At 57.8% G+C, this 20,888-nt stretch carries 9 protein-coding genes; 2 read left to right on the top strand and 7 right to left on the bottom strand.

Annotated elements, in window-relative coordinates; translation table 11 throughout:
* Positions 1-125: 125 nt before the first annotated feature.
* Positions 126-1,328 (top strand): MFS transporter, encoded by a 1,203-nt coding sequence (locus OMR58_RS09960; RefSeq protein ID WP_264545820.1) that lies wholly within the window; start codon positions 126-128, stop codon positions 1,326-1,328.
* Here the strand turns inward: OMR58_RS09960 and ppk2 are convergent.
* A complete protein-coding gene (gene ppk2, locus OMR58_RS09955) occupies positions 1,322-2,239 on the bottom strand; it encodes a polyphosphate kinase 2 (protein WP_200563611.1) in 918 nt (305 codons plus the stop codon). The genes OMR58_RS09960 and ppk2 overlap by 7 nt on opposite strands.
* 198 nt (positions 2,240-2,437) lie before the next feature.
* On the opposite strand from ppk2, the gene OMR58_RS09950 reads away from it, so the two are divergent.
* On the top strand, positions 2,438-3,469 hold the full coding sequence (locus OMR58_RS09950) for a transporter (protein WP_200563613.1): 1,032 nt from the start codon (positions 2,438-2,440) through the stop codon (positions 3,467-3,469).
* A 443-nt stretch (positions 3,470-3,912) separates the two neighbouring features.
* Here OMR58_RS09950 and OMR58_RS09945 read toward each other — a convergent pair whose 3' ends face one another.
* From OMR58_RS09945 to OMR58_RS09920, 6 genes are all read right to left on the bottom strand, one after another.
* Positions 3,913-5,115, bottom strand: coding sequence for a L,D-transpeptidase family protein (locus OMR58_RS09945; protein ID WP_200563615.1), 1,203 nt, complete (start codon positions 5,113-5,115; stop codon positions 3,913-3,915).
* Between the two features lie 508 nt (positions 5,116-5,623).
* Positions 5,624-8,794: a glycosyltransferase gene (locus OMR58_RS09940; protein WP_200563617.1), complete on the bottom strand. Its 3,171-nt coding sequence runs from the start codon at positions 8,792-8,794 to the stop codon at positions 5,624-5,626.
* A gap of 20 nt (positions 8,795-8,814) precedes the next feature.
* Positions 8,815-10,071: an HlyD family type I secretion periplasmic adaptor subunit gene (locus OMR58_RS09935; protein ID WP_200563619.1), complete on the bottom strand. Its 1,257-nt coding sequence runs from the start codon at positions 10,069-10,071 to the stop codon at positions 8,815-8,817.
* Positions 10,052-12,250, bottom strand: a complete 2,199-nt coding sequence (locus OMR58_RS09930; protein WP_264545819.1) for a type I secretion system permease/ATPase — start codon at positions 12,248-12,250, stop codon at positions 10,052-10,054. The genes OMR58_RS09935 and OMR58_RS09930 overlap by 20 nt, the downstream gene beginning before the upstream one ends.
* Positions 12,247-13,680 (bottom strand): TolC family outer membrane protein, encoded by a 1,434-nt coding sequence (locus tag OMR58_RS09925; protein WP_105591148.1) that lies wholly within the window; start codon positions 13,678-13,680, stop codon positions 12,247-12,249. The genes OMR58_RS09930 and OMR58_RS09925 overlap by 4 nt, the downstream gene beginning before the upstream one ends.
* A gap of 218 nt (positions 13,681-13,898) precedes the next feature.
* Positions 13,899-20,888: Ig-like domain-containing protein (locus tag OMR58_RS09920; protein WP_264545818.1), on the bottom strand; the 6,990-nt coding region annotated here is incomplete at its 5' end.

The raw sequence follows: 20,888 nt of genomic DNA, 5'->3' as shown, positions 1-20,888 counted from the left end.
GTTTAACATTCGCTGCTGGCAACAAAAATCCTCTTTTTGACATAACTTATCGTGATTCTTCGCGGGATCTGTTAGCAAGCTAAGGGTATGATATAGCGACTATTACAACCTGTTTTGGCTCTGCTATGTCTGCAATTCCGGCATTAACCAATGCCCAGCTTAATAAACGCATTATCTCCGTCGTGGTTTTTACCTTTTTCTGTTACCTCTCTATCGGCCTGCCGCTGGCGGTGTTGCCGGGCTATGTGCATAACCAGCTGGGATACAGCTCGTTTGTTGCCGGGCTCATTATCAGCCTGCAATATTTCGCTACGCTGATTAGCCGTCCGCAGGCCGGTCGCTATGCCGATCTGCTTGGACCGAAAAAAGTGGTGCTGGCCGGGCTGGTGCTGTGCGGTGCCAGCGGTGCGCTGAGCATTCTGGCGGTGATATTTAATAGCTCTCCGCTGGTCAGCCTGCTGCTGCTTGCCATGGGAAGGGTGGTGCTGGGCTTCGGTGAAAGCCTGACGGCTACCGGATCGATCCTGTGGGGGATTAATGTCGTCGGCACGGTGCAGAGTGCACGCGTGATCTCCTGGAACGGCGTGGCGACCTATCTGGCCATGGCAATGGGCGCACCGCTCGGCGTGATGCTGAATTCGCTGTTTGGTATTCCTGGCTTTGCCGGACTGATCGTGGTGATGGCGATTCTCGGCTTCTGGATGGCAACGCGCCGGCCGGCGGTCAAAGTGCAGGTGGGCGAACGCACGTCGTTCAGCCAGGTGTTTGGCAAAATCTGGATCTACGGCCTGTGTCTGGGGCTGGGCACGGTGGGCTTCGGTACGATTGCCACCTTTATCACCCTCTATTTCAGCCATCACGGCTGGAGCGGCGCGGCCTTCTCGCTGACGCTGTTCAGCTGCGGATTTATTCTGATGCGCCTGCTGTTCAACAACAGCATCAGCCGCTTTGGTGCGATGCGCGTATCGCTGGTGTCGTTCACGATCGAGTGCGTCGGCCTGTTGATTATCTGGCAGGCGAGCAGCGTATGGATGGTGGATCTGGGGGCGTTTCTCACCGGTTCCGGCTTCTCACTGATTTTCCCGGCGCTGGGCGTGGAAGCGATTCGGCGCGTGAAGCCGCAAAATCAGGGATCGGCACTGGGGCTTTATTCTGCCTTCCTCGACTGCGGTCTGGGGATCACCGGGCCGCTGGCTGGCTTACTGATTGGGCACTGGGGAATTGATGCTATCTATCTGGCTGCGGCGGGCGTGGTGCTGATTGCGCTGGCGCTGATCGTGAGAATGCTGATGCGGGGGGACGGTCGATCCCCCCAGCCGGGTCAGTAAATTTCCGGTACGATCATCTCTTCCGGCACCGGGTTGCGGCGATACTCATCGTGACGCTCCCGGTGCGGCAGGGTGATAGTTTTCTGCTCCGTGTCCTCATACGGGATCTGGCGCAGCAGATGGCTGATGCAGTTCAGGCGCGCTTTCTTTTTGTCCACGCCCTGCACGATCCACCACGGGGCTTCATCAATATTGGTGCGCTCCAGCATTTCTTCTTTCGCCTCGGTGTACTCTTCCCAGCGGCGGCGGCTTTCCAGGTCCATCGGGCTGAGCTTCCACTGTTTTAACGGGTCGTGGATGCGGCTGAGGAAGCGCAGTTCCTGTTCTTCATCGGTAATGGAGAACCAGTATTTAACGATCTGAATTCCACTGCGCGTCAGCATCTTTTCAAACTCCGGCACGCTGCGGAAAAACTCTTCCACTTCCTGTTCGTTGCAGAAACCCATCACCCGCTCAACGCCCGCACGGTTGTACCAGCTGCGGTCAAACAGCACCATTTCCCCTGCGGCCGGAAGGTGAGCAATATAGCGCTGGAAATACCACTGGGTGCGTTCCCGATCGTTAGGTGCGGGCAGGGCAGCAACGCGGCAGGTGCGCGGGTTAAGGCGCTGGGTAATGCGTTTAATCACCCCGCCTTTGCCGGCGGCATCGCGGCCTTCAAAAATAATCACCAGGCGGTGGCCGGTGCGGGTGACCCACTCCTGCAGCTTGACCAGTTCACCCTGCAGGCGCAGCAGTTCGCGGAAATAGTGCTTACGCCAGGCTTTTTCACCCGGTTCAGGCTCGCGGCCGTCGCCAAAACGCAGATCGTCAAGCTCCATCTCCAGCTCTTCGTCGTAGCTGTCGTAGAACTCCTGCAGCAGGCGCTGGTTAATATTCTCAATGGAGAAATCATTACCTTGCATCGCCATTCTCGCTTACCCCCGGTAAGGTTAAAAAGTAGTCATTGTGCTGTTAAACAGAATTACTCTCCGGTAATACGCAGTTTTTATGACAAAGAAATGACGAAGCGGGCGAATAAATGCGCACCCGGCGACAACGGTAACAAAACTGTCATCTGCATAGGTCAGGATAGGGTTATTGCGGCCCTGTTTTAGCCTGGTAAAACTATGACTCAACGCCTGCCGCTGGTGCGGCAAAAACCCGACTTTAGTGATGATGTTTCCGGCCTGATTTATGGCTATCAGTTTTTCAACGGCCGCGAGCCGCAAAGTTTAACCGTACAGCAGTCGTGTGAAGCATGGAACAGCCAGAACAGCGCGGAAGATAGCTTTCTGTGGCTTCACGTTAATCTGAATCACGCTGCTGCCGCGCGCTGGCTGCAAACGCATTTTGCCGTAGATGAAGAGTTCTTCGACGAAATCCAGCACGGTTCACACAGTACCCGCATTGAGCGGCAGAACGATGCGCTGATGGCGGTGCTGAACGACGTGATTTTTGATGCGCGTGAAAGCGGTGAGGAGACTGCCACGCTGTGGATCTGGTGCCGGGCGGGGCTGGTGGTCAGCGCCCGCTTTAAGCCGGTCAGGCTGGTGGAGCGGTTACAGCAGAAGCTGATTGCCATGGACCTGCGATCGCCAACCGAGCTGCTGGCCCAGCTGCTGGCGGAACAGGAAGATGTACTCGGTTTGATCGTGCGCCAGTCGAATCAGTATGTCGATCAGATTGAAGAGAGACTGTTAGGTCAGCATATCAAAAGCAATCGCGCAGAGCTGGGCAGACTGCGGCGCACCCTGCTGCGTTTTCAGCGCCTGCTTGCCCCGGAGCCGGCAGCGCTTTTTCGGCTGATAAACCGGCCTCCCGGCTGGCTGAACCCCAGCGTGGTGCAGGATCTGCGGCAGTTTACCGAAGAGTTTACTGTGGTACTGAACGACCTTAATGGTTTGACCGAACGTATCCGTCTGCTGCAGGAAGAAGTGGCCGCGCAGCAGTTGGAGCAGAGCAACCGCACGCTGTTTACCCTGACGCTGATTACCGTGCTGGCGCTGCCCATTAATCTGGTCGCCGGTTTTTTCGGCATGAACGTAGGAGGGATACCGCTTTCAGGTAACCCGCATGGTTTCGTGCTGTTAGTGATGCTGGTGATGGTGTTTAGCTGTGCGGCGGCCTGGCTGGTGCTTCGGCGGCGGGAGCCGAGATAAAAAAAAGGGAAAGGGTGGCATCCTTTCCCGGTGGAAATGCTGGCCGAGACACAAACGCCAGCGGTGAGAACAACACGGGTTCTCCAAAGCCTATTGTTGTCGAGGGCATCAGCAAATTAACGCTAACGCAGCATTAAGCTAATGCGATTAGCCTGGTCAGTACGAGTCATTCCGTGCGCTTGTGCGTATTTTCGTTAATTAAATCAGACAGTAAGATATGGCCTAATTCAAAGTGATTATATAAGTTGCGGGCGATCAAAAAGGAGCAGGGCGCGATTCGAAGATGTGCAGCTGAAGGTGTCCGCAGCCATCCGGGAGAGGGCGTTCATAATTCTGCAAGTGAAGATTTATGGCATAAAAAAACTGCACCTTAATCAGCGGCTGTAGCCGCCTTTCAGGTGCAGTTTTTAATCACCGGGCCAGTGAGCGGCCCCTGATGCGAATCAGGATTTCGGCGTGCTGTAGATTGGGCCTGGCTGGCTCAGACCAGGAATGGTTTGCGCGTTGCTTTCAGCGGGTGCATCGGTCGCTGCCGGTGCAGACTGCTCGGTGGCTGGCTGCTCCGCCGCGGCCTGTTCAGCGGGTTGCTGTGCTGCGGCAGTGGCATCACCGGTAGCTGAATCAATCACGTTGGCACCCTGCGGGGTGACCGGCGTCATCGGCTCTTCTTTCGGCAGTGCACCTTCCTGCTCTGGGACAGCAACCGGAGCGGTGGCATCGGTTTCACCGTTTACTTTTACCGGCATACCGGAACGGGTTTTCAGCGCGTCTTCCATGCTGGTGGTGTTAACGCTGGCATCGCTAACCACTTTCGTTACCGCAGCGGTAAGCGTCAGTGGAACCGGCTCGCGTGACTGGAACTGCTCTTCAGTCTGCGACAGCGGGTTGTGGATCTCGACATAGCGTGAACCGTCCGGCTCGACCGTTGCCTTAACAGGCTGATCGATAAACTGCACACGTGTACCAACCGGCACGTTGTCGAACAGCCATTTAATATCGTCAGCGCGCAGACGTACGCAGCCGTGGCTTACGCGCAGGCCGATACCAAAGTTGGCGTTGGTGCCGTGGATGGCGTACAGGCGGCCAATATACAGCGCATAAAGACCCATTGGGTTATCCGGGCCAGCCGGGAAAACGGCAGGCAGAGATTCACCGCGCGCGGCGTACTCTTCGTGCATTTTCTTGGTCGGGGTCCAGGTCGGGCCGTCTTTTTTACGCTGAACGGACGTGGTCCAGTTAACCGGCGTATCTTTACCTAATTCACCGATGCCGATTGGCAGCACGACAACGGTTTTCGTGCCTTTCGGATAGTAGTAAAGGCGCATTTCGGCGCTGTTGATCACAATGCCTTCACGCGGAGCATCTGGCAGGATCAGCTGCTGAGGAATGATCAGTTTAGTGCCCGCTTTCGGCAGATAAACGTCAACCCCTGGGTTCGCTTCCAGAAGGTTGCTCAGCCCCATCTGATACTGGGCAGCAAAGGCTTCTAGCGGAAGCTTGCTGTCTTCAGGAATAGTGATTTCCAGATTCTGTCCGGTCAGGCGGCTGTTGGCGGCCGGAAGCGGATAAACCACGGCTAAGGCTGAGTGGCTGAACGCCGCTGCGGCCAGAAACAGGGTGACAAATGCACGGATGCTTTTTTTCATATTATTTCAGGTGTAGCGCCATGTAGACTGTTGATAAACGACCCAATACTGGTCAACTGTGACCGGCTGCACATTATATGTTCATAATGGCCTCGGATGAAACCAGGATTTATCTTTGTTGAACTTTCTTTACGAAGAATTGTCTGCAATGCCACCAAATCGTGGTGAATTTTCACCCGAGCCAGCGTCAACAACGACCTCAGCGATATTTCCTCTCAGTTAATTCTGAAGAAAACACCACATCATTCAGTCAAGGTAGCAGAACCCGCACGATGTTAAAGCCCCTGAAGCGGTAAGGGCACGTCGATAAGCACAATAAAGATCGTGTTCTTTATTAACTAACCAGAACGGGGATGTGCGCTTTGGTGTGAGTGTGACCAGAAACATTGCGGATGGTGACGATATCGGGGCGGAAAGTCCGCCCCGTCAACGATTGAATAAATGTTGTCATGCCTCAGACCATGATGCTCCTAATGCCGGTCGTAACGTCTACCGGCACGGCAAAGCATTACTGGCCGATTGCAGCACGTTCCAGGCTGGCTGGTAGCGCCTGCTGTTCGCGATCGGCCGCAAGCTGGCGCATATCATCCCACCACTGTTGCCATTTCTCCGCCACTACCGGGCTAAAGAAGCGTGCCGCGCTGCGTGCAGCGGCTCCGCGCATGGTGCGCAGTTTGCCCGGATGCTCAAGCAGATCGATCAGCGTATCCGCCAGCGCCTGCTCGTTGCCGTCTTCAACCAGCACGCCTGCCTTGAAGTTGCTCAGCAGATCGCGCGGGCCGTAATCGACGTTAAAGCTGACCAGCGGTGTACTGTAGGCCAGCGCTTCCAGGCCAAACAGCGAGAAACCTTCCTGGTCGGAACACAGTACCGCGCAGCAGGCCTGGCGGTGGATGTCTTCAACATCGGCGGAGAATCCATTGATATGGATATTTTTCGTCAGGCCTTTGTCCTGCACCTGCTTAATCAGGCCAGCACGCAGTGGGCCAACGCCCCAGGTATGCAGCTGCGCATCCGGCACCGCCTTCAGCACTTTTTCAAATACTCGCAGTAGTAGCCCGTGACGTTTCTCCTCGGAGTAGCGGGCCATGTACACCACATTTTTACTGGCCTTCTTGCTGATTTTCTTCGCTGCCTGCGGGTTATCAATATGGTTTGAAATGGTGCGCAGGCGCTGAGCCGGGAAACCGCCGTTAAGCAGCGCCTGGTGCTGCCCGTCGGTCAGCACCACCAGCTGGTCAATGTTTTTCTCGTTGTCGAGGACGCGCGCATAGCCCGCTTTCAGCTTGCCATCGGCCAGCAGGTGAGTGGAGTGGAACAGCGAGGTCAGCGTGCCGTTGCAGTGCAGGTGTGGCGCAAGGCGGATAAATTCACTCCATGGACGGTTTTTATCCACCAGGAAGTGCCATTCGGTACGCGGATCGAGGCACATGATCGCCATCGCTGCGACAAACGCCGCGTCGCTGCGCCAGCTCAGTTTCTCGCCGTTTGGCTGGCCGACTTCAATGCTGGACAACAGGCTGCTCTGCTGGCGCTGGGTATAGTGCTTGCGCAGAACGATACGCTGACGGCTGTCGACATAATCTTCAAAGCTCAGCTCGCCTTCACGTCCCGGCAGCGCATACTGCAACACGCGCAGCGGCGCGTCTTTAGCCCCCGTTGAACGTAACAGCACGCCCTGCGGGATCGCCGCCAGCGACGCGAGTTTTTTGCTATCGCAGAGCGGCGACAGCCACTGATAAATGCTCATCACCTGAGTCTCTGCCGGCAGCTTACCGGCCGCCTTAAAGGCTTCCGTGGTTTCTTCCAGCACCGGGTTAAACGATGAAATCAGGATGGTCGGCACCACGCCAAGATACTCTTTAAACAGCCTGACGCGGCGCATCGTCGCCACTTCAATGCCGTTACCGACGTTGCGCAGGTTTTCGCACAGGAACAGCACGCGTGGATCGCCTGATTTGCGCGGGCCACCGCGCGCGGCCAGGGCCTTAGCCGCTACCGAGGCCTTCACAGCGGCAGCCTGTTCATGGGATGGCTGACGGAGGTAGTTATGGTAGGCGACATAGCCAGACAGATAGTGTTCAACATCATCGATCCTCACTCGGAAGCTGTGGTGGCGGATAAAGAAGCTGCCAACAATACGCTCGGGGTTTTTAAAGAACATCGCCAGTTCCGGCCAGAAGAAGCCGTTCAGCAGGTAGCGGGCGCGGAACTCCAGCGCCTCGTAGAATTTGTTCAGGTCGAAGTCAAACAGCAGATGGGCGTGGCGCTCATCGGCGGCCATCCGCACGATCATTTTCTGCGCCGCCATCATCAGCTCAAGCAGCGTCGGGAAAGTGGTGATGCGCGTCAGCACAAAATTCAGATAGTCGCGTACGTTATCCAGTCCGAACTTGAAATAGCGCTCTTCCGGGCGGTACAGCGTCAGTTCATTAACGCAGTAGCTCAACCAGTGGTCGTGTGCCTGCCAGTGTTTATTCTCAATAAAGTAGTCAAACGCGCGCTCGACGATCTCCAGCCAGCGCGGATTGCGTGTAATGCCGTACAGCCGCATCAGCGCAAACGCCGCTTCACCGTCGTAATAGATGATGCGCTGTTCCGCCTTCACCGACAGGCTGGGGAAGTTCAGCACGTGGACAAACGACTTCTTATCGGTCTGCATAAAGCCGATGCCGTTTGCCAGCCGTTCCATCTGTGCCAGATAGCGTTCATCGCCGGTCAGTTCGGTGTATTTTGCCATCGCCAGAATACAGACGGCGTTACCGCCCAGCTTGATCTCATTTCCCGTATCCACGAGGAAATCGGCATCGCTGCCGTCCGGCAGTTTGCGCGTGTGGATCAGCTTGCCGGTCAGGTAGCGCAGCGAGCGCTCAACGGCTTCCATCTGCTGCGGCTGCTGGCTTTTCTCCCAGCCTTCCAGCAGGGCATAGGTGGAACTGGCGTGGCGCAGCGCGTTGTAGGAGTCGATAGGGCGGTCAAAGCAGGGGAACCAGCCGTAATAAAATTCACCGGATGATTTTACCTGTTCGGCCAGGAAGCTGGTGGCGCTGTTAATCACTTCAGGCAGCGTTTCACCCGGCCAGTTATCGATGCGGCGATAGCCCGCGTTGAGCCCGCGATTTTCCAGCGGCAGGGTCTGAGTACCGTCGGTAAATACGCCGCTGGTGGTAAAGCACCAGATGGTTTCATCATCACGCTGCGGCCACTTGAGCGGCTGGCCAAAACGCTGGCGGCCATAGCTGGCCAGATTAATCACGTTCGGCGTTGCCAGGTTTTTATTGCCTTCATACAGTACGGCGTTGGCGCACAGTTCCTGAGGCAGCATGGCGAGGGTGAACTGGCTGTCCAGCGACAGCCCGCAGCCGAAGTAATTACGCTTGGTTTTGCCGAATTCACGCTGCAAATCTTCCCAGCTCACCGCGCGCACCTGATCTACCACGTCAACCCGTAGCCAGAGTGGTGCGCGGCTCTGTTTTTTATTCCATTTTTGCAGCGCTCCCGCGCCTTCACTCCAGGCCTGTTCAAAACTGTTGCCGCTGGCGATATGGACATGCGCACGTTTATTACCGTGACAGAGACTGAAAAAGAGTACCCAGCCGGGATGACCTTCCGGCAGTGCTGTGGTCGTCATGCTTTCGGCAGAAACACGGGCTGCCTGCAATAGTTTGCTTAATGACATCTCATCTCCTCCAGAGACTATTAACGCTCTCTGAGCGCTTCTTTTACGCGGTTAAACGGTTTAAACAGGTAATCCATCACGGTTTTCTCGCCGGTTTTAATATCCACCGACGCGATCATTCCGGGTGAAATGGAGAATCGTTTGCCATTTTTATTCTGCAAATAGTCGACGTCCGTGCGGATAAATACGCGGTAGTAGTAAATTTCCGGCTTCACTTCGTCCTGGATGGTATCCGGAGAAATGGTCTCAACCACGCCGTGCAGCCCGCCGTAGATGGCGTAATCGTAGGCGCTGATCTTAACCAGGGCGTCCTGGCCGGGGTGGATAAAGGCAATGTCGCGCGGTGACAGGCGGGTTTCAATCAGCAGGCGATCGTCCAGCGGGACAATCTCCATCAGATCGCCATTAGGGGGGATTACGCCGCCGATGGTGTTCACTTTGATATTTTTAACGATGCCGCGTACCGGCGAGCGCACGGTCAGGCGATCGACTGAATCGGAACGTCCTTTTATCACTTCCGCCAGCGAGTCGGCTTCCGCATTGGCCTTCGCCATCTCTTCCCGCGCCTGCACGTAGTATTGCGAACGTAGATCGGTCAACTTCAGGTCAAGGTCCGCTTTCTGACGGCGCAGGCGCAGCACTTCCACGTTACTGGCAGCACCCGTGGTGGCCAGTCGCTCGGTGATTTGCAGCTCGCGTTTTACCAGGTCCAGCGCTTCATTGATTTGTGTTTCCGACCCTTTCAGCTGTGCGCGTCGGGTGTTATACAACCGGGTTTCGGTCGCTTTCAACGATTCATATTTATCCAGCTCGGCCGGGAAGGTCAGCGGCAGGTCGTTAACTTCCGCCGTCAGACGAGAGGCTGAAGCCAGTGCCGCTCTGTAGCGCGCCGCGCTTTCACCAACGTTGGACTGCGAGCGCGTCGGGTCCATCCAGGCGACAATTTCTCCCGCTTCAACCCGGGAACCTTCACGCACGTTCAGGCCGCCGAGGATCCCGCCGTCCAGCGACTGTAGCACCTGCTCTCGGGTGCTGGGGATCACCTTACCGGTACCGTTTGAGACTTCGTCCAGCGTGCCAAACCATGCCCAGACGCCGATCACCGCCAGCATCAGTCCGCAAAGCCAGACAATCCGCGTTGCGCCGGAGAGTTTGACTTCATCGCTGTGAATGCCATCAACATCATCCGCCAGCGAGATGGCCGCGGCATTGTAGGTTGGAGCAGGTAGGCGCGCCGCGTCGAGCGTGGCGGGCAAATCAGGCAAATTTGCTTTCATCACCGATCTCCTGAGTACGTTTTTTCTCTTCGGCGCGATTCATCGCTTTATCCTTCGGTGCATCCATAACCAACTGACCGTCTTTCAGAACCAGTACCCGTTCAGCCAGCTCCAGTACGGCGGCACGGTGGGTGGCAATAATCAGCGTGCGGCCGGCCAGCCAGCCGCTCAGGCGCTGCAGGAAGTCACGTTCGGTGTGTTCATCCAGAGAGGCGGTAGGTTCATCAAGCAGGACAATATTGGGATCGCGCAGCAGCATACGCGCCAGCAGAATGGACTGACGCTGCCCGCCGGACAGGCCCAGCCCGCCCTCCATAATTTTATGTTCCAGTCCCAGCGGCAGGCGCTTGATAAAGTCTGCGGCACCGCAGACTTCCAGTACCGCAAAGATATCCTCGTCGCGGGCATGAGGGGCACCCATCGTCAGGTTATCGCGCAGCGTACCGTGGAACATGCGGGCGTTCTGCGTCAGCAGGCCGACATTGCGGCGCAGGTCGGCCACGTCGATATGCGGCAGGCTAAGGTTATCTAACCGCAGCTCACCTTCAGCCAGCTCAACGCCACCGGCCAGCGCCTGTAGGAAGGTGGATTTACCGGCCCCGTTACGGCCGAGTACCGCAATACGCTCGCCGCGGCGAATCTCCAGCTTGGCTACACGCAGCGGTATCTGATTGGAATCCAGGTCGTAGCGGAACACAGCGGATTTGAACTGGTAGTCGCCATACAGCGTGGCGCAGTGGACGCGGGCTTCATCGCCGCCGTTTTCCACCGGTAGCTGCATGATGTTATCCAGACCGTCCTTCGCCGATTTGACCTGCTGCCAGCGTGCCAGCACGCCGCACAGGCTGGTCATCGGCGCAATCATGCGTGAGGAAAGCATCGAGGCCGCAACGATCGCACCGGTGGTAATTTCACCCTCAATCACCATCGGGGCACCGATCATCACTACCGTGGCATAGACAAGATTCTGTACCGTCATCCCCCAGCTGATCAGTCCCTGGGTCAGGCGGCGGGTTTTTAAACCGGACTGCGCGGTGATCTGAATATAGCTGTTCCACTGCTGCTGGAAGCGCTGCTCGGCCTGCATCAGCTTGATATCTTCCAACCCCTGCAGGCTTTCTACCAGAATGGCGTTACGCAATGTGGTTTCCAGCGAGGACTGACGCGCCAGCCGGGCCAGTTTCTTTTGCAACAGCAGGCCGGGAACCAGCATCAGGATGGTGGCGACCGGCGCGATCCACGCCAGATGTGGAGAAATCACCACCAGAACGCCCATAAATAGCAGGAAGAACGGCATATCGACGATGGCGGAAACGGTACTGGAGGTGACCATTTCTCGCACCTGCTCCAGCTCGCGAACCTGTGAAATAAAGCTGCCGGTAGAGCGGGGGACCGCACTGTTACGCAGGCGCAGCGCGTGGCCAAATACCCGGTCAGAAACGCGCAAATCGGCGCGTTTTCCCAACAGATCGGTAATATGCCCGCGGGCAATACGCATAACAAAGGAGAACAGAATCGCAATCATCACGCCGCCAAACAGCACATACAGCGTTGGGTACGATTGCGCCGGGATCACCCGGTCATAAACCTGCATCGAGAAAACGATGCCGGACAGCGCCATAATATTGATGATCAGCGAGGCCAGCATGACATACCAGTAGGGGCGGATATCGCGCAGGACCAGGTTGCGCAGCCAGTTCGGCGTGTATTCAGCCAGATAGCGATCGGCACGGATATCTTTTGCCACAGCGACCGGGCGGAAGGCGGCAATATGGCGGATTTCCGGCAGCAGTTCGGAAAACGGCAGTTGGGTCACCAGCTGGGCGTCGCTGATAAAGCTGACGCCGACGGTGTCCAGGCCGTCATAGCTTTCGATAATTCCCACCTGGCCGTCTTTCAGCTGGCTCACCAGTGGCAGCCGCCAGTTAGAGATCTCACTGTCTTTTTCATTCAGCAAACGCCCTGACAGCCCGGCCTGGCGACCGAGGTTCTGGATCACGGAAGCCAGTGGTTTATCCATCTGCCAGCTGGCCGCAGCCTGCAGGCCGCCGGGGGAGTATTCCAGACGGTAGTGTCTGGCGATGTGTCCAATGGCAGTCACCCAGTCGTGAAGATGGCTTTTCTCATTATTATTCTCGCCGTTATCGGGTTCGAGAGGTTCCTGGTGCAGCTGACTCATGGTTGGATCTCCACCTGCTGGATCTTCTGGTTATCCAGTGCAAAGGCACTTCGGATATGCCCCGTGCTGTACAGACAGTCCAGCTGCAGCGTGCGCAGCTGGGCGATGGTCTGCTGCTCGGTAAAACGGGACTGATAAATTTCCTGCTCGGCGTTCAGCACGTCGAGCAGCTGACGGGTGCCAAGCTGCAGATACTGCTGTTGATACAGCTCGCGGGTTTTTTCACCGAGTGCCTGCTGGCGGGCCTGAATGGCCAGCGTCGTGCTGAGGCTCATCGACTCATTCTGCGAAGCGCTGAGCTGCTGACGTGCATCCAGGCGGGCAGAGCGAACCATTGCATTAGCGGCTTCCAGCGTGTGTGCTGCCGCTGCGCGCTGCGCGTCCAGACCGCCGCCCTGATACAGCGGCATCTGCACCCGCACATAGGCAGAGTACTGAGTACGATCCAGCGACTGATTATTTGGATAGCGATCGTTGAGGTAGTGAGTGACTTCCGGCTCCAGGGAGATGGTCGGCATCCGCTGGGCATTGGCATAATCCAGCTGGGCCTGTGCCTGATTGGCTTGTGCCCAGGCCGCCAGCACGGAAGGTATTAAGCGATCGTCAACCTGGGTAACTTCACAGGCTTTCCCCAGCTTTGTGGGGAAATCATTATTGACGCGGTTTACAGCTTTCCAGCCAAGATAGGTGGCCAGCGTTGCGCGCCAGCGGTCAAGGTTAGCGCGATACTGCATCAGCGTAGCGCGTGCGCCTTCAATACGTGTGTTGGTCTGTACCACATCGGAGAGGGAACTGGCCCCCTGATCGTTACGTTCACGTGCCAGGCCGCCGATGGTGTTGAGCGAGTCCAGCTGCGCCTGCGCGATAGCAACCAGTTCCTGATAGCCCTGAACCTGAACGAGTGCGGCGGCCGTATCATGAGCGACCTGATCGATGCTCACCAATACTTTAGCCTGCTGTTGTGCCACGCCGGCATTCGCTGAACGCACCGAACTGTCGACTTTACCGAAGTCATACAGCATCTGCGATAGCGAAAGCACCAGCGACGGGCTGTAACCGTGTCCACTGTACGTGTTGGTAATGCCGTTGTTCATTCCACCGCTGATTTGCGGGTAGTACTTGGAGCGGGCGTAATTGACCTGCTCGTTCTGCTCAAACAGCTTGCCCACCTGTTCACTAATCGCGGGGTGCCACTGTACCGCGCGCTGTACCGCTTTGGTGATATCAAGGGGTTGCGAGCTATTTTCGATAATGGGTTCGGTGATTTCACCGTTAAGACTGGGTAATTCCTGTTGTGAAACTAGATATTGTGCGCTGATGCGCGAGGAGGAATCTTCATCCAGCTCTTCGGCCTGGGCCGGAGCCAGTGGAAATAAAGCACCGGTCAGCATTAATAAGCCTGCCGTACTGCGTTTTACGCGACGAATCATAGAAATTCTTTTTCCTGTTCGCTGTTGCTGATCTCTTACATGCTTCACCCGTCTGCGGGGTTTTACTGTTGTAACATTTAACAATCCGCGTACTCCTTCAGGCAAACCGTAACAGGAAACGGGGGTGCGGCAGCCCTTGGCTACACTACCCCCGTTAGTAAATAACGTTACATTTTTTGGCACATCCCTGTGCCACTGAAATATCCCTCAAACATTAGTTACACGGAAGTATTGTGCTGTTGCAGCAATTCGTCCAGGGTAACGGTCACATTTTCGAGAGTAATCAGTTCGGTTGAGTCGTACTGCGTTCCTGCACCGTCACGGTCAATCGACACCACGGTATTGCCGTCGTCGGTATGTTCTACCGAGACATAGTTACCGATGGTGGCGGCCGAACCGTCCCAGCCCTGCAGCAGTTCACTGACATCGATGTGATCTTCACCGACGGTGAAGTCGGTCCAGGTATCCGCACCGTTGCCGCCGGTTGAATCATCTTGATCCAGCAGGTGATAAACCACCGTGTCTGCTCCGTCACCCAGCGTGAAGGTGTCGTTGTAGGCACTGCCAGAGACAGAGTCGTCTTCACTGGTGCCGTTGATTGTTGGAGCCAAATCAATGGTCAGTGAATTCAGCGTTACCGTTCCATCGGTGTCGGTCAGGGTGTAAGAGAACACCTCTTTGCTGGTGATATCAGCCGCTGTAATTCCTTCGTTAAGTGCATAACTATAGGAACCGTCAGCGTTGATAGTCAGCGTTCCGTACAGACCGTCAACCGTGGTGGTTGCCGTACCGGTTTCACTCAGGCTGATGCCATCAATACCCAGCGTTGCGCCGGCATGATTGGTGGTATCCGCATCGTGAACGTTGCCGTGCACAGACGTATCACCGTCCAGACCGTCGAGTGAATCCAGCGCCATCAGCGAGCTGACCGTAGCCACACCGTTGTGCAGCGTGATTACCAGGTTAGCGCCGGACGTGACGCCGTGATGGTCGACAATCTGATAGCCAATGGTGACAGTTGGCGGTAGCGCGGTCACTTTCACACCCGAGTTCAGCGTATAGGTGTAAGCACCAGCCTGATTAACCAACAAGGTTCCGTATGTTGTGGTAATCGAGGTGAAGCCCGTTGCGTTCAGCGTTGTACCGTTAACGGTGGTGACATGTGCCCCCGCTGGAATGCTACCGTTAGCTGCAGTGGTATCATTCGTCAGCAGATTTCCGTCAACATGAGCGGTTTGTGTCACCACGGATGTTGTTGTGTCAGAACCCACTGTCAGGGTGTTGGTGGTTAGGGCATTAACGCCGGTTGATGACAGCACAACGATATAATTGCCCGCACTCGGTACGGTAAAGGATGCCGAACCTGTTCTCGGTGTTGCTGAGAGGAGTGGCACAGTATAGATATTGTGACTTTCAACCTTGCTGTAAGTCCCATTCGCGTTTTGTACATACAGAACGGCACTGACAGTAGATGCAACCTGCAGACCTGTAACTGTACCTGTAACGTTAATGGTACGAGAGTCACCGGCACCGACAGAGAACGTCAGGTGAGGCTGATTGCCGAGCAGTGTAACGGTGAGCAGGTCAGCGAGGTTCACACCCAGAAGCGCCTGTCCACTAGCTGGAGCGATGGTGGTTGGACTGGTCACCGTATTACTCTGGGTGGAGAAGTTAACCTGGCCCGCATCGTCATGTGCCGAGACAAGAACCGCCCCATTAACATGCCCAGCCGTAGATGGGTTATTCGCGGCATCAGTCAGTGTTACCGACAGCTGCGTGCCGTTAGTCTGTGCCGCTGTCAGATTCACGGTGAAGGTACCGTTTTCTCCAACTTTCACGTTCGCCGGGCTGATGGTATTGCCGTTAACATCTTTCACCGTCACCGTTGAGCCAGGCTCACCGGTACCCGTCAGCACCGTACCTGCCGCATTGATTGACAGCGCGGTTGGTGTATCCGGTGGCGTTGAGTCGTGAGCGACGATCGGTGCAGTTGGCGATGGGTTGCCCGCTTCATCGGTCTGCAGCACGGTCAGCGGCTGGCCGTTGGTCTGAGGTGAAGACAGGGTGACGGTAAAGCTACCGTTTTCCCCAACAACCGCACCCGCTACGCTAATCACGTTATTGTTAGCATCGCGTACGGTGATGGAGGCACCCGGTTCGCCGGTACCGGTAATCGTCAGACCATCCTCAGTGATACTCAGACCCGTTGGCGCGATTGGTGGCGTGGTATCGCCCGCATCAACGGTGGCCGGCTCGGACGGGTTACCCGCTTCATCGGTCTGAATGACGGTCAGCGTCTGGCCGTTAGTCTGCGCAGATGTCAGATTGACGGTGAAGTTACCGTCTTCGCCTACCACAGCACCCGCTACGCTAATCACGTTATTGTTAGCATCGCGAACGATGATGGAGGCACCCGGCTCACCCGTACCGGTGATGCTCAGGCCGTTTTCCGCTACCACCAGATCGTCAACCTGTGCCGGAGGCGTGGTATCGCCCGCTTCAACGGTTGCCGGTTCGGATGGGTTGCCCGCTTCATCGGTCTGGGTCACGGAGAGGGTTTCGCCGTTGGTCTGAGGCGTGCTCAGATTCACGGTGAAGTTACCGTCTTCGCCCACCACAGCACCCGGGACACTGATAATGTTGCCGTCAGCATCACGAACGGTGATGGAGGCACCCGGTTCACCGGTACCCGTAATGCTCAGTCCGTCTTCTGCCACTTCCAGATCGTCAACCTGTGCCGGAGGCGTGGTATCGCCTGCTTCAACAGTTGCCGGTTCGGACGGGTTACCCGCTTCATCGGTCTGAATCACGGTCAGTGTCTGGCCATTGGTCTGCGCAGCGTTGAGCAGTACGGTGAAGTTACCGTCTTCGCCCACGACAGCACCCGGCAGGCTGAGCAGATTACCATCAGCATCACGAACGGTGATGGAGGCACCCGGTTCGCCGGTACCGCTGATGCTCAGGCCGTTTTCCGCCACTTCCAGATCGTCAACCTGTGCCGGAGGCGTGGTATCGCCAGCTTCAACGGTTGCCGGTTCGGACGGATTGCCCGCTTCATCGGTCTGGGTCACGGAGAGGGTTTCGCCGTTGGTCTGAGGCGTGCTCAGATTCACGGTGAAGTTACCGTCTTCGCCCACCACAGCACCCGGGACACTGATAATGTTGCCGTCAGCATCACGAACGGTGATGGAGGCACCCGGTTCGCCGGTCCCCGTAATGCTCAGGCCATCTTCCGCTACGTTCAAATCGTCAACCTGTGCCGGAGGCGTGGTATCGCCCGCGTCAACGGTGGCCGGATCGGACGGGTTGCCCGCTTCATCGGTTTGAATAACGGAGAGGGTTTCACCGTTGGTCTGTGCCGGGTTCAGGTTCACGACAAAGTTGCCGTCTTCGCCCACAACCGCACCAGGGAGGCTGATAATGTTGCCGTCAGCATCACGAACGGTGATGGAGGCACCCGGTTCGCCGGTACCGATAATAGTCAGACCGTCATTGGATACGATCAGATCGTCAACCTGCGCCGGAGGCGTGGTGTCGCCCGCGTCAACGGTGGCCGGATCGGACGGGTTGCCCGCTTCGTCGGTCTGGGTAACGGAGAGGGTTTCGCCGTTGGTCTGAGGGGTGCTCAGCGTTACGGTGAAGCTACCGTCTTCGCCCACCACGGCACCCGGGAGGCTGATGACGTTGCCGTCAGCATCACGAACGGTGATGGAAGCACCCGGTTCGCCGGTCCCCGTAATGCTCAGTCCGTCTTCTGCCACTTCCAGATCGTCAACCTGTGCCGGAGGCGTGGTATCGCCCGCTTCAACGGTTGCCGGTTCGGACGGATTGCCCGCTTCGTCGGTCTGGGTCACGGAGAGGGTTTCGCCGTTGGTCTGAGGGATACTCAGATTCACGGTGAAGTTGCCGTCTTCGCCCACCACCGCGCCAGGGAGGCTGATCACGTTGCCATCAGCATCACGAACGGTGATAGAGGCACCCGGTTCACCGGTACCGGTGATGCTCAGGCCATCTTCCGCCACGGTCAGATCGTCAACCTGTGCCGGAGGTGTGGTATCACCCGCTTCAACGGTTGCCGGTTCGGACGGGTTGCCCGCTTCATCGGTCTGGGTTACGGAGAGTGTTTCACCGTTGGTCTGAGGTGAAGTCAGGTTTACGGTGAAGTTACCGTCTTCGCCCACCACAGCACCCGGAGCGCTGATCACGTTGCCATCGGCATCACGAACGGTGATGGAGGCACCCGGTTCGCCGGTACCGGTGATGCTCAGGCCGTCTTCCGCCACGTTCAGATCGTCAACCTGTGCCGGAGGCGTGGTATCGCCCGCTTCAACGGTTGTCGGTTCGGACGGGTTGCCCGCTTCATCGGTCTGGGTCACGGAGAGGGTTTCGCCGTTGGTCTGAGGTGAAGTCAGGGATACGGTGAAGTTACCGTCCTCGCCCACCACAGCACCCGGAACGCTGATCACGTTGCCATCGGCATCGCGTACGGTAATTGCCGCACCCGGTTCGCCGGTACCCGTAATGCTCAGACCGTCTTCCGCCACGTTCAGCTCGTCAACCTGAGCCGGAGGTGTGGTGTCGTCTGCTTCAACGGTGCCAGGCTGTGACTCGTTACCTGCTGCATCAGTCAGGGTAACGTTCAGAGTTTCGCCATTAGTCTGAGGTGTAGTCAGAGTCACGGTGAAGTTGCCGTCTTCGTCAACCACGGTGCCCGGAACGCTGATCACATTGTTGTTAGCGTCATAGACGGTAACAGATGCGCCAGGTTCACCCGTACCGGTGATGGTCAGGCCGCCTGCATTAACGATGAGACCTTCCGGTGCATCAGGTGCATCAACGTCGGCATCCGCATCAGCATCGGCATCCGCATCGGCGTCTGCATCCGCATCGGCATCCGCATCCGCATCAGCGTCGGCATCAGCGTCGGCATCCGCATCGGCGTCCGCATCGGCATCCGCATCGGCATCCGCGTCGGCGTCGGCGTCCGCATCGGCATCCGCATCGGCATCCGCGTCGGCGTCGGCGTCCGCATCGGCATCCGCATCGGCGTCCGCATCGGCGTCAGCATCGGCATCGGCATCGGCATCCGCATCGGCATCCGCATCGGCGTCCGCATCGGCATCAGCGTCGGCATCGGCATCGGCATCCGCGTCGGCATCGGCATCCGCATCGGCATCGGCGTCAGCATCCGCATCGGCGTCGGCATCGGCATCGGCGTCAGCATCGGCATCCGCATCCGCATCGGCATCGGCATCGGCATCGGCATCGGCGTCCGCATCCGCGTCGGCATCAGCATCGGCGTCCGCATCCGCGTCGGCATCAGCATCAGCATCGGCGTCAGCATCCGCATCCGCATCCGCATCGGCATCCGCGTCGGCATCGGCATCGGCATCGGCATCCGCGTCGGCATCGGCATCCGCATCGGCATCGGCATCGGCATCGGCATCCGCATCGGCATCGGCATCGGCGTCCGCATCCGCGTCGGCATCAGCATCAGCATCGGCGTCAGCATCCGCATCCGCATCCGCATCGGCGTCTGCATCCGCATCAGCGTCGGCATCGGCATCGGCATCCGCGTCGGCATCGGCATCGGCGTCAGCGTCCGCATCGGCGTCAGCATCCGCATCCGCATCGGCGTCCGCATCCGCATCGGCATCGGCGTCGGCATCCGCATCCGCATCCGCATCGGCGTCAGCATCGGCATCCGCATCGGCGTCTGCATCCGCGTCGGCATCCGCATCGGCATCGGCATCGGCGTCCGCGTCGGCGTCAGCATCGGCATCGGCGTCGGCGTCAGCATCGGCGTCAGCATCGGCATCCGCATCCGCATCGGCATCGGCGTCGGCATCGGCATCCGCATCAGCGTCAGCATCCGCATCGGCATCGGCATCGGCATCGGCATCCGCGTCCGCGTCGGCATCCGCATCGGCATCCGCATCAGCATCGGCATCGGCGTCGGCATCGGCATCCGCATCGGCGTCGGCATCGGCGTCGGCATCCGCATCGGCGTCAGCATCGGCGTCAGCATCGGCATCGGCGTCGGCATCGGCATCGGCATCCGCGTCCGCATCGGCATCGGCATCGGCATCCGCATCGGCATCCGCATCCGCATCGGCGTCAGCATCGGCGTCCGCATCCGCATCGGCATCGGCATCGGCATCAGCATCAGCATCCGCATCGGCATCGGCATCGGCATCGGCATCAGCGTCCGCATCGGCGTCGGCATCCGCGTCCGCGTCCGCATCCGCATCGGCGTCGGCATCCGCATCCGCATCTGCATCAGCGTCGGCATCGGCATCGGCATCAGCATCCGCATCGGCATCGGCATCGGCATCGGCGTCCGCGTCGGCATCCGCATCAGCGTCAGCATCCGCATCGGCATCGGCATCGGCGTCCGCATCGGCGTCGGCATCCGCATCCGCGTCGGCATCCGCATCCGCATCGGCATCCGCATCGGCGTCCGCATCGGCATCGGCGTCAGCATCGGCATCGGCGTCAGCATCGGCATCCGCATCCGCATCGGCATCCGCATCGGCATCCGCATCCGCATCGGCGTCAGCATCCGCATCCGCATCCGCATCCGCATCGGCGTCAGCATCCGAGTCATCAACGATCGGAGCATCTACGCTGGTTGGATCGGAGATATTGCCTGCTGCATCTTTGAGGGTAACTTTAAGAGTTTCGCCATCCACTTGAGCTGGATGAAGTTCAACTTCAAAATAGCCATTGTCTCCGACGGTAGCTGTCCCAATTGCGTTGCCGTCTGGATCATAAACGGTGACAGTAGTGCCCGGTTCGCCATAGCCCCAGAGGTAAGCACCATCATCTCCAACTTCTACGTCAGTTGGTGCGGTTGGCGCGGTGGTGTCATCCGCGTTCACCTGAGCGGCGGTGGACTCGTTGCCGGCCGCATCTTTCAGGGTGACGTCGAGGGTTTCACCGTTGGTCTGAGGTGGCTCCAGTGCCACGGTAAAGTTGCCGTCGTTATCAACGGTACCGGTGCCGATCACGGTGCCATCCGGGCCTTTCACGGTGACGGTGCTGCCCGGCTCGCCTTTACCGGAGAGAGAGCTGCCGTCGTCAGAGACGTCAAGGTCGGTTGGTGCAACGGGATCGGTGGTGTCATCCGCATTCACCTGAGCGGCGGTGGACTCGTTGCCGGCCGCATCTTTCAGGGTGACGTCGAGGGTTTCACCGTTGGTCTGAGG

Origin of the sequence: Erwinia sp. INIA01 (assembly GCF_025947915.1) — a bacterium.
In the GTDB taxonomy this organism is placed as follows: Bacteria; Pseudomonadota; Gammaproteobacteria; order Enterobacterales; family Enterobacteriaceae; genus Erwinia; species Erwinia coffeiphila.
The sequence above is the reverse complement of the archived record's forward strand: the minus strand, read 5'-3'. Positions and strand labels throughout refer to the sequence as shown.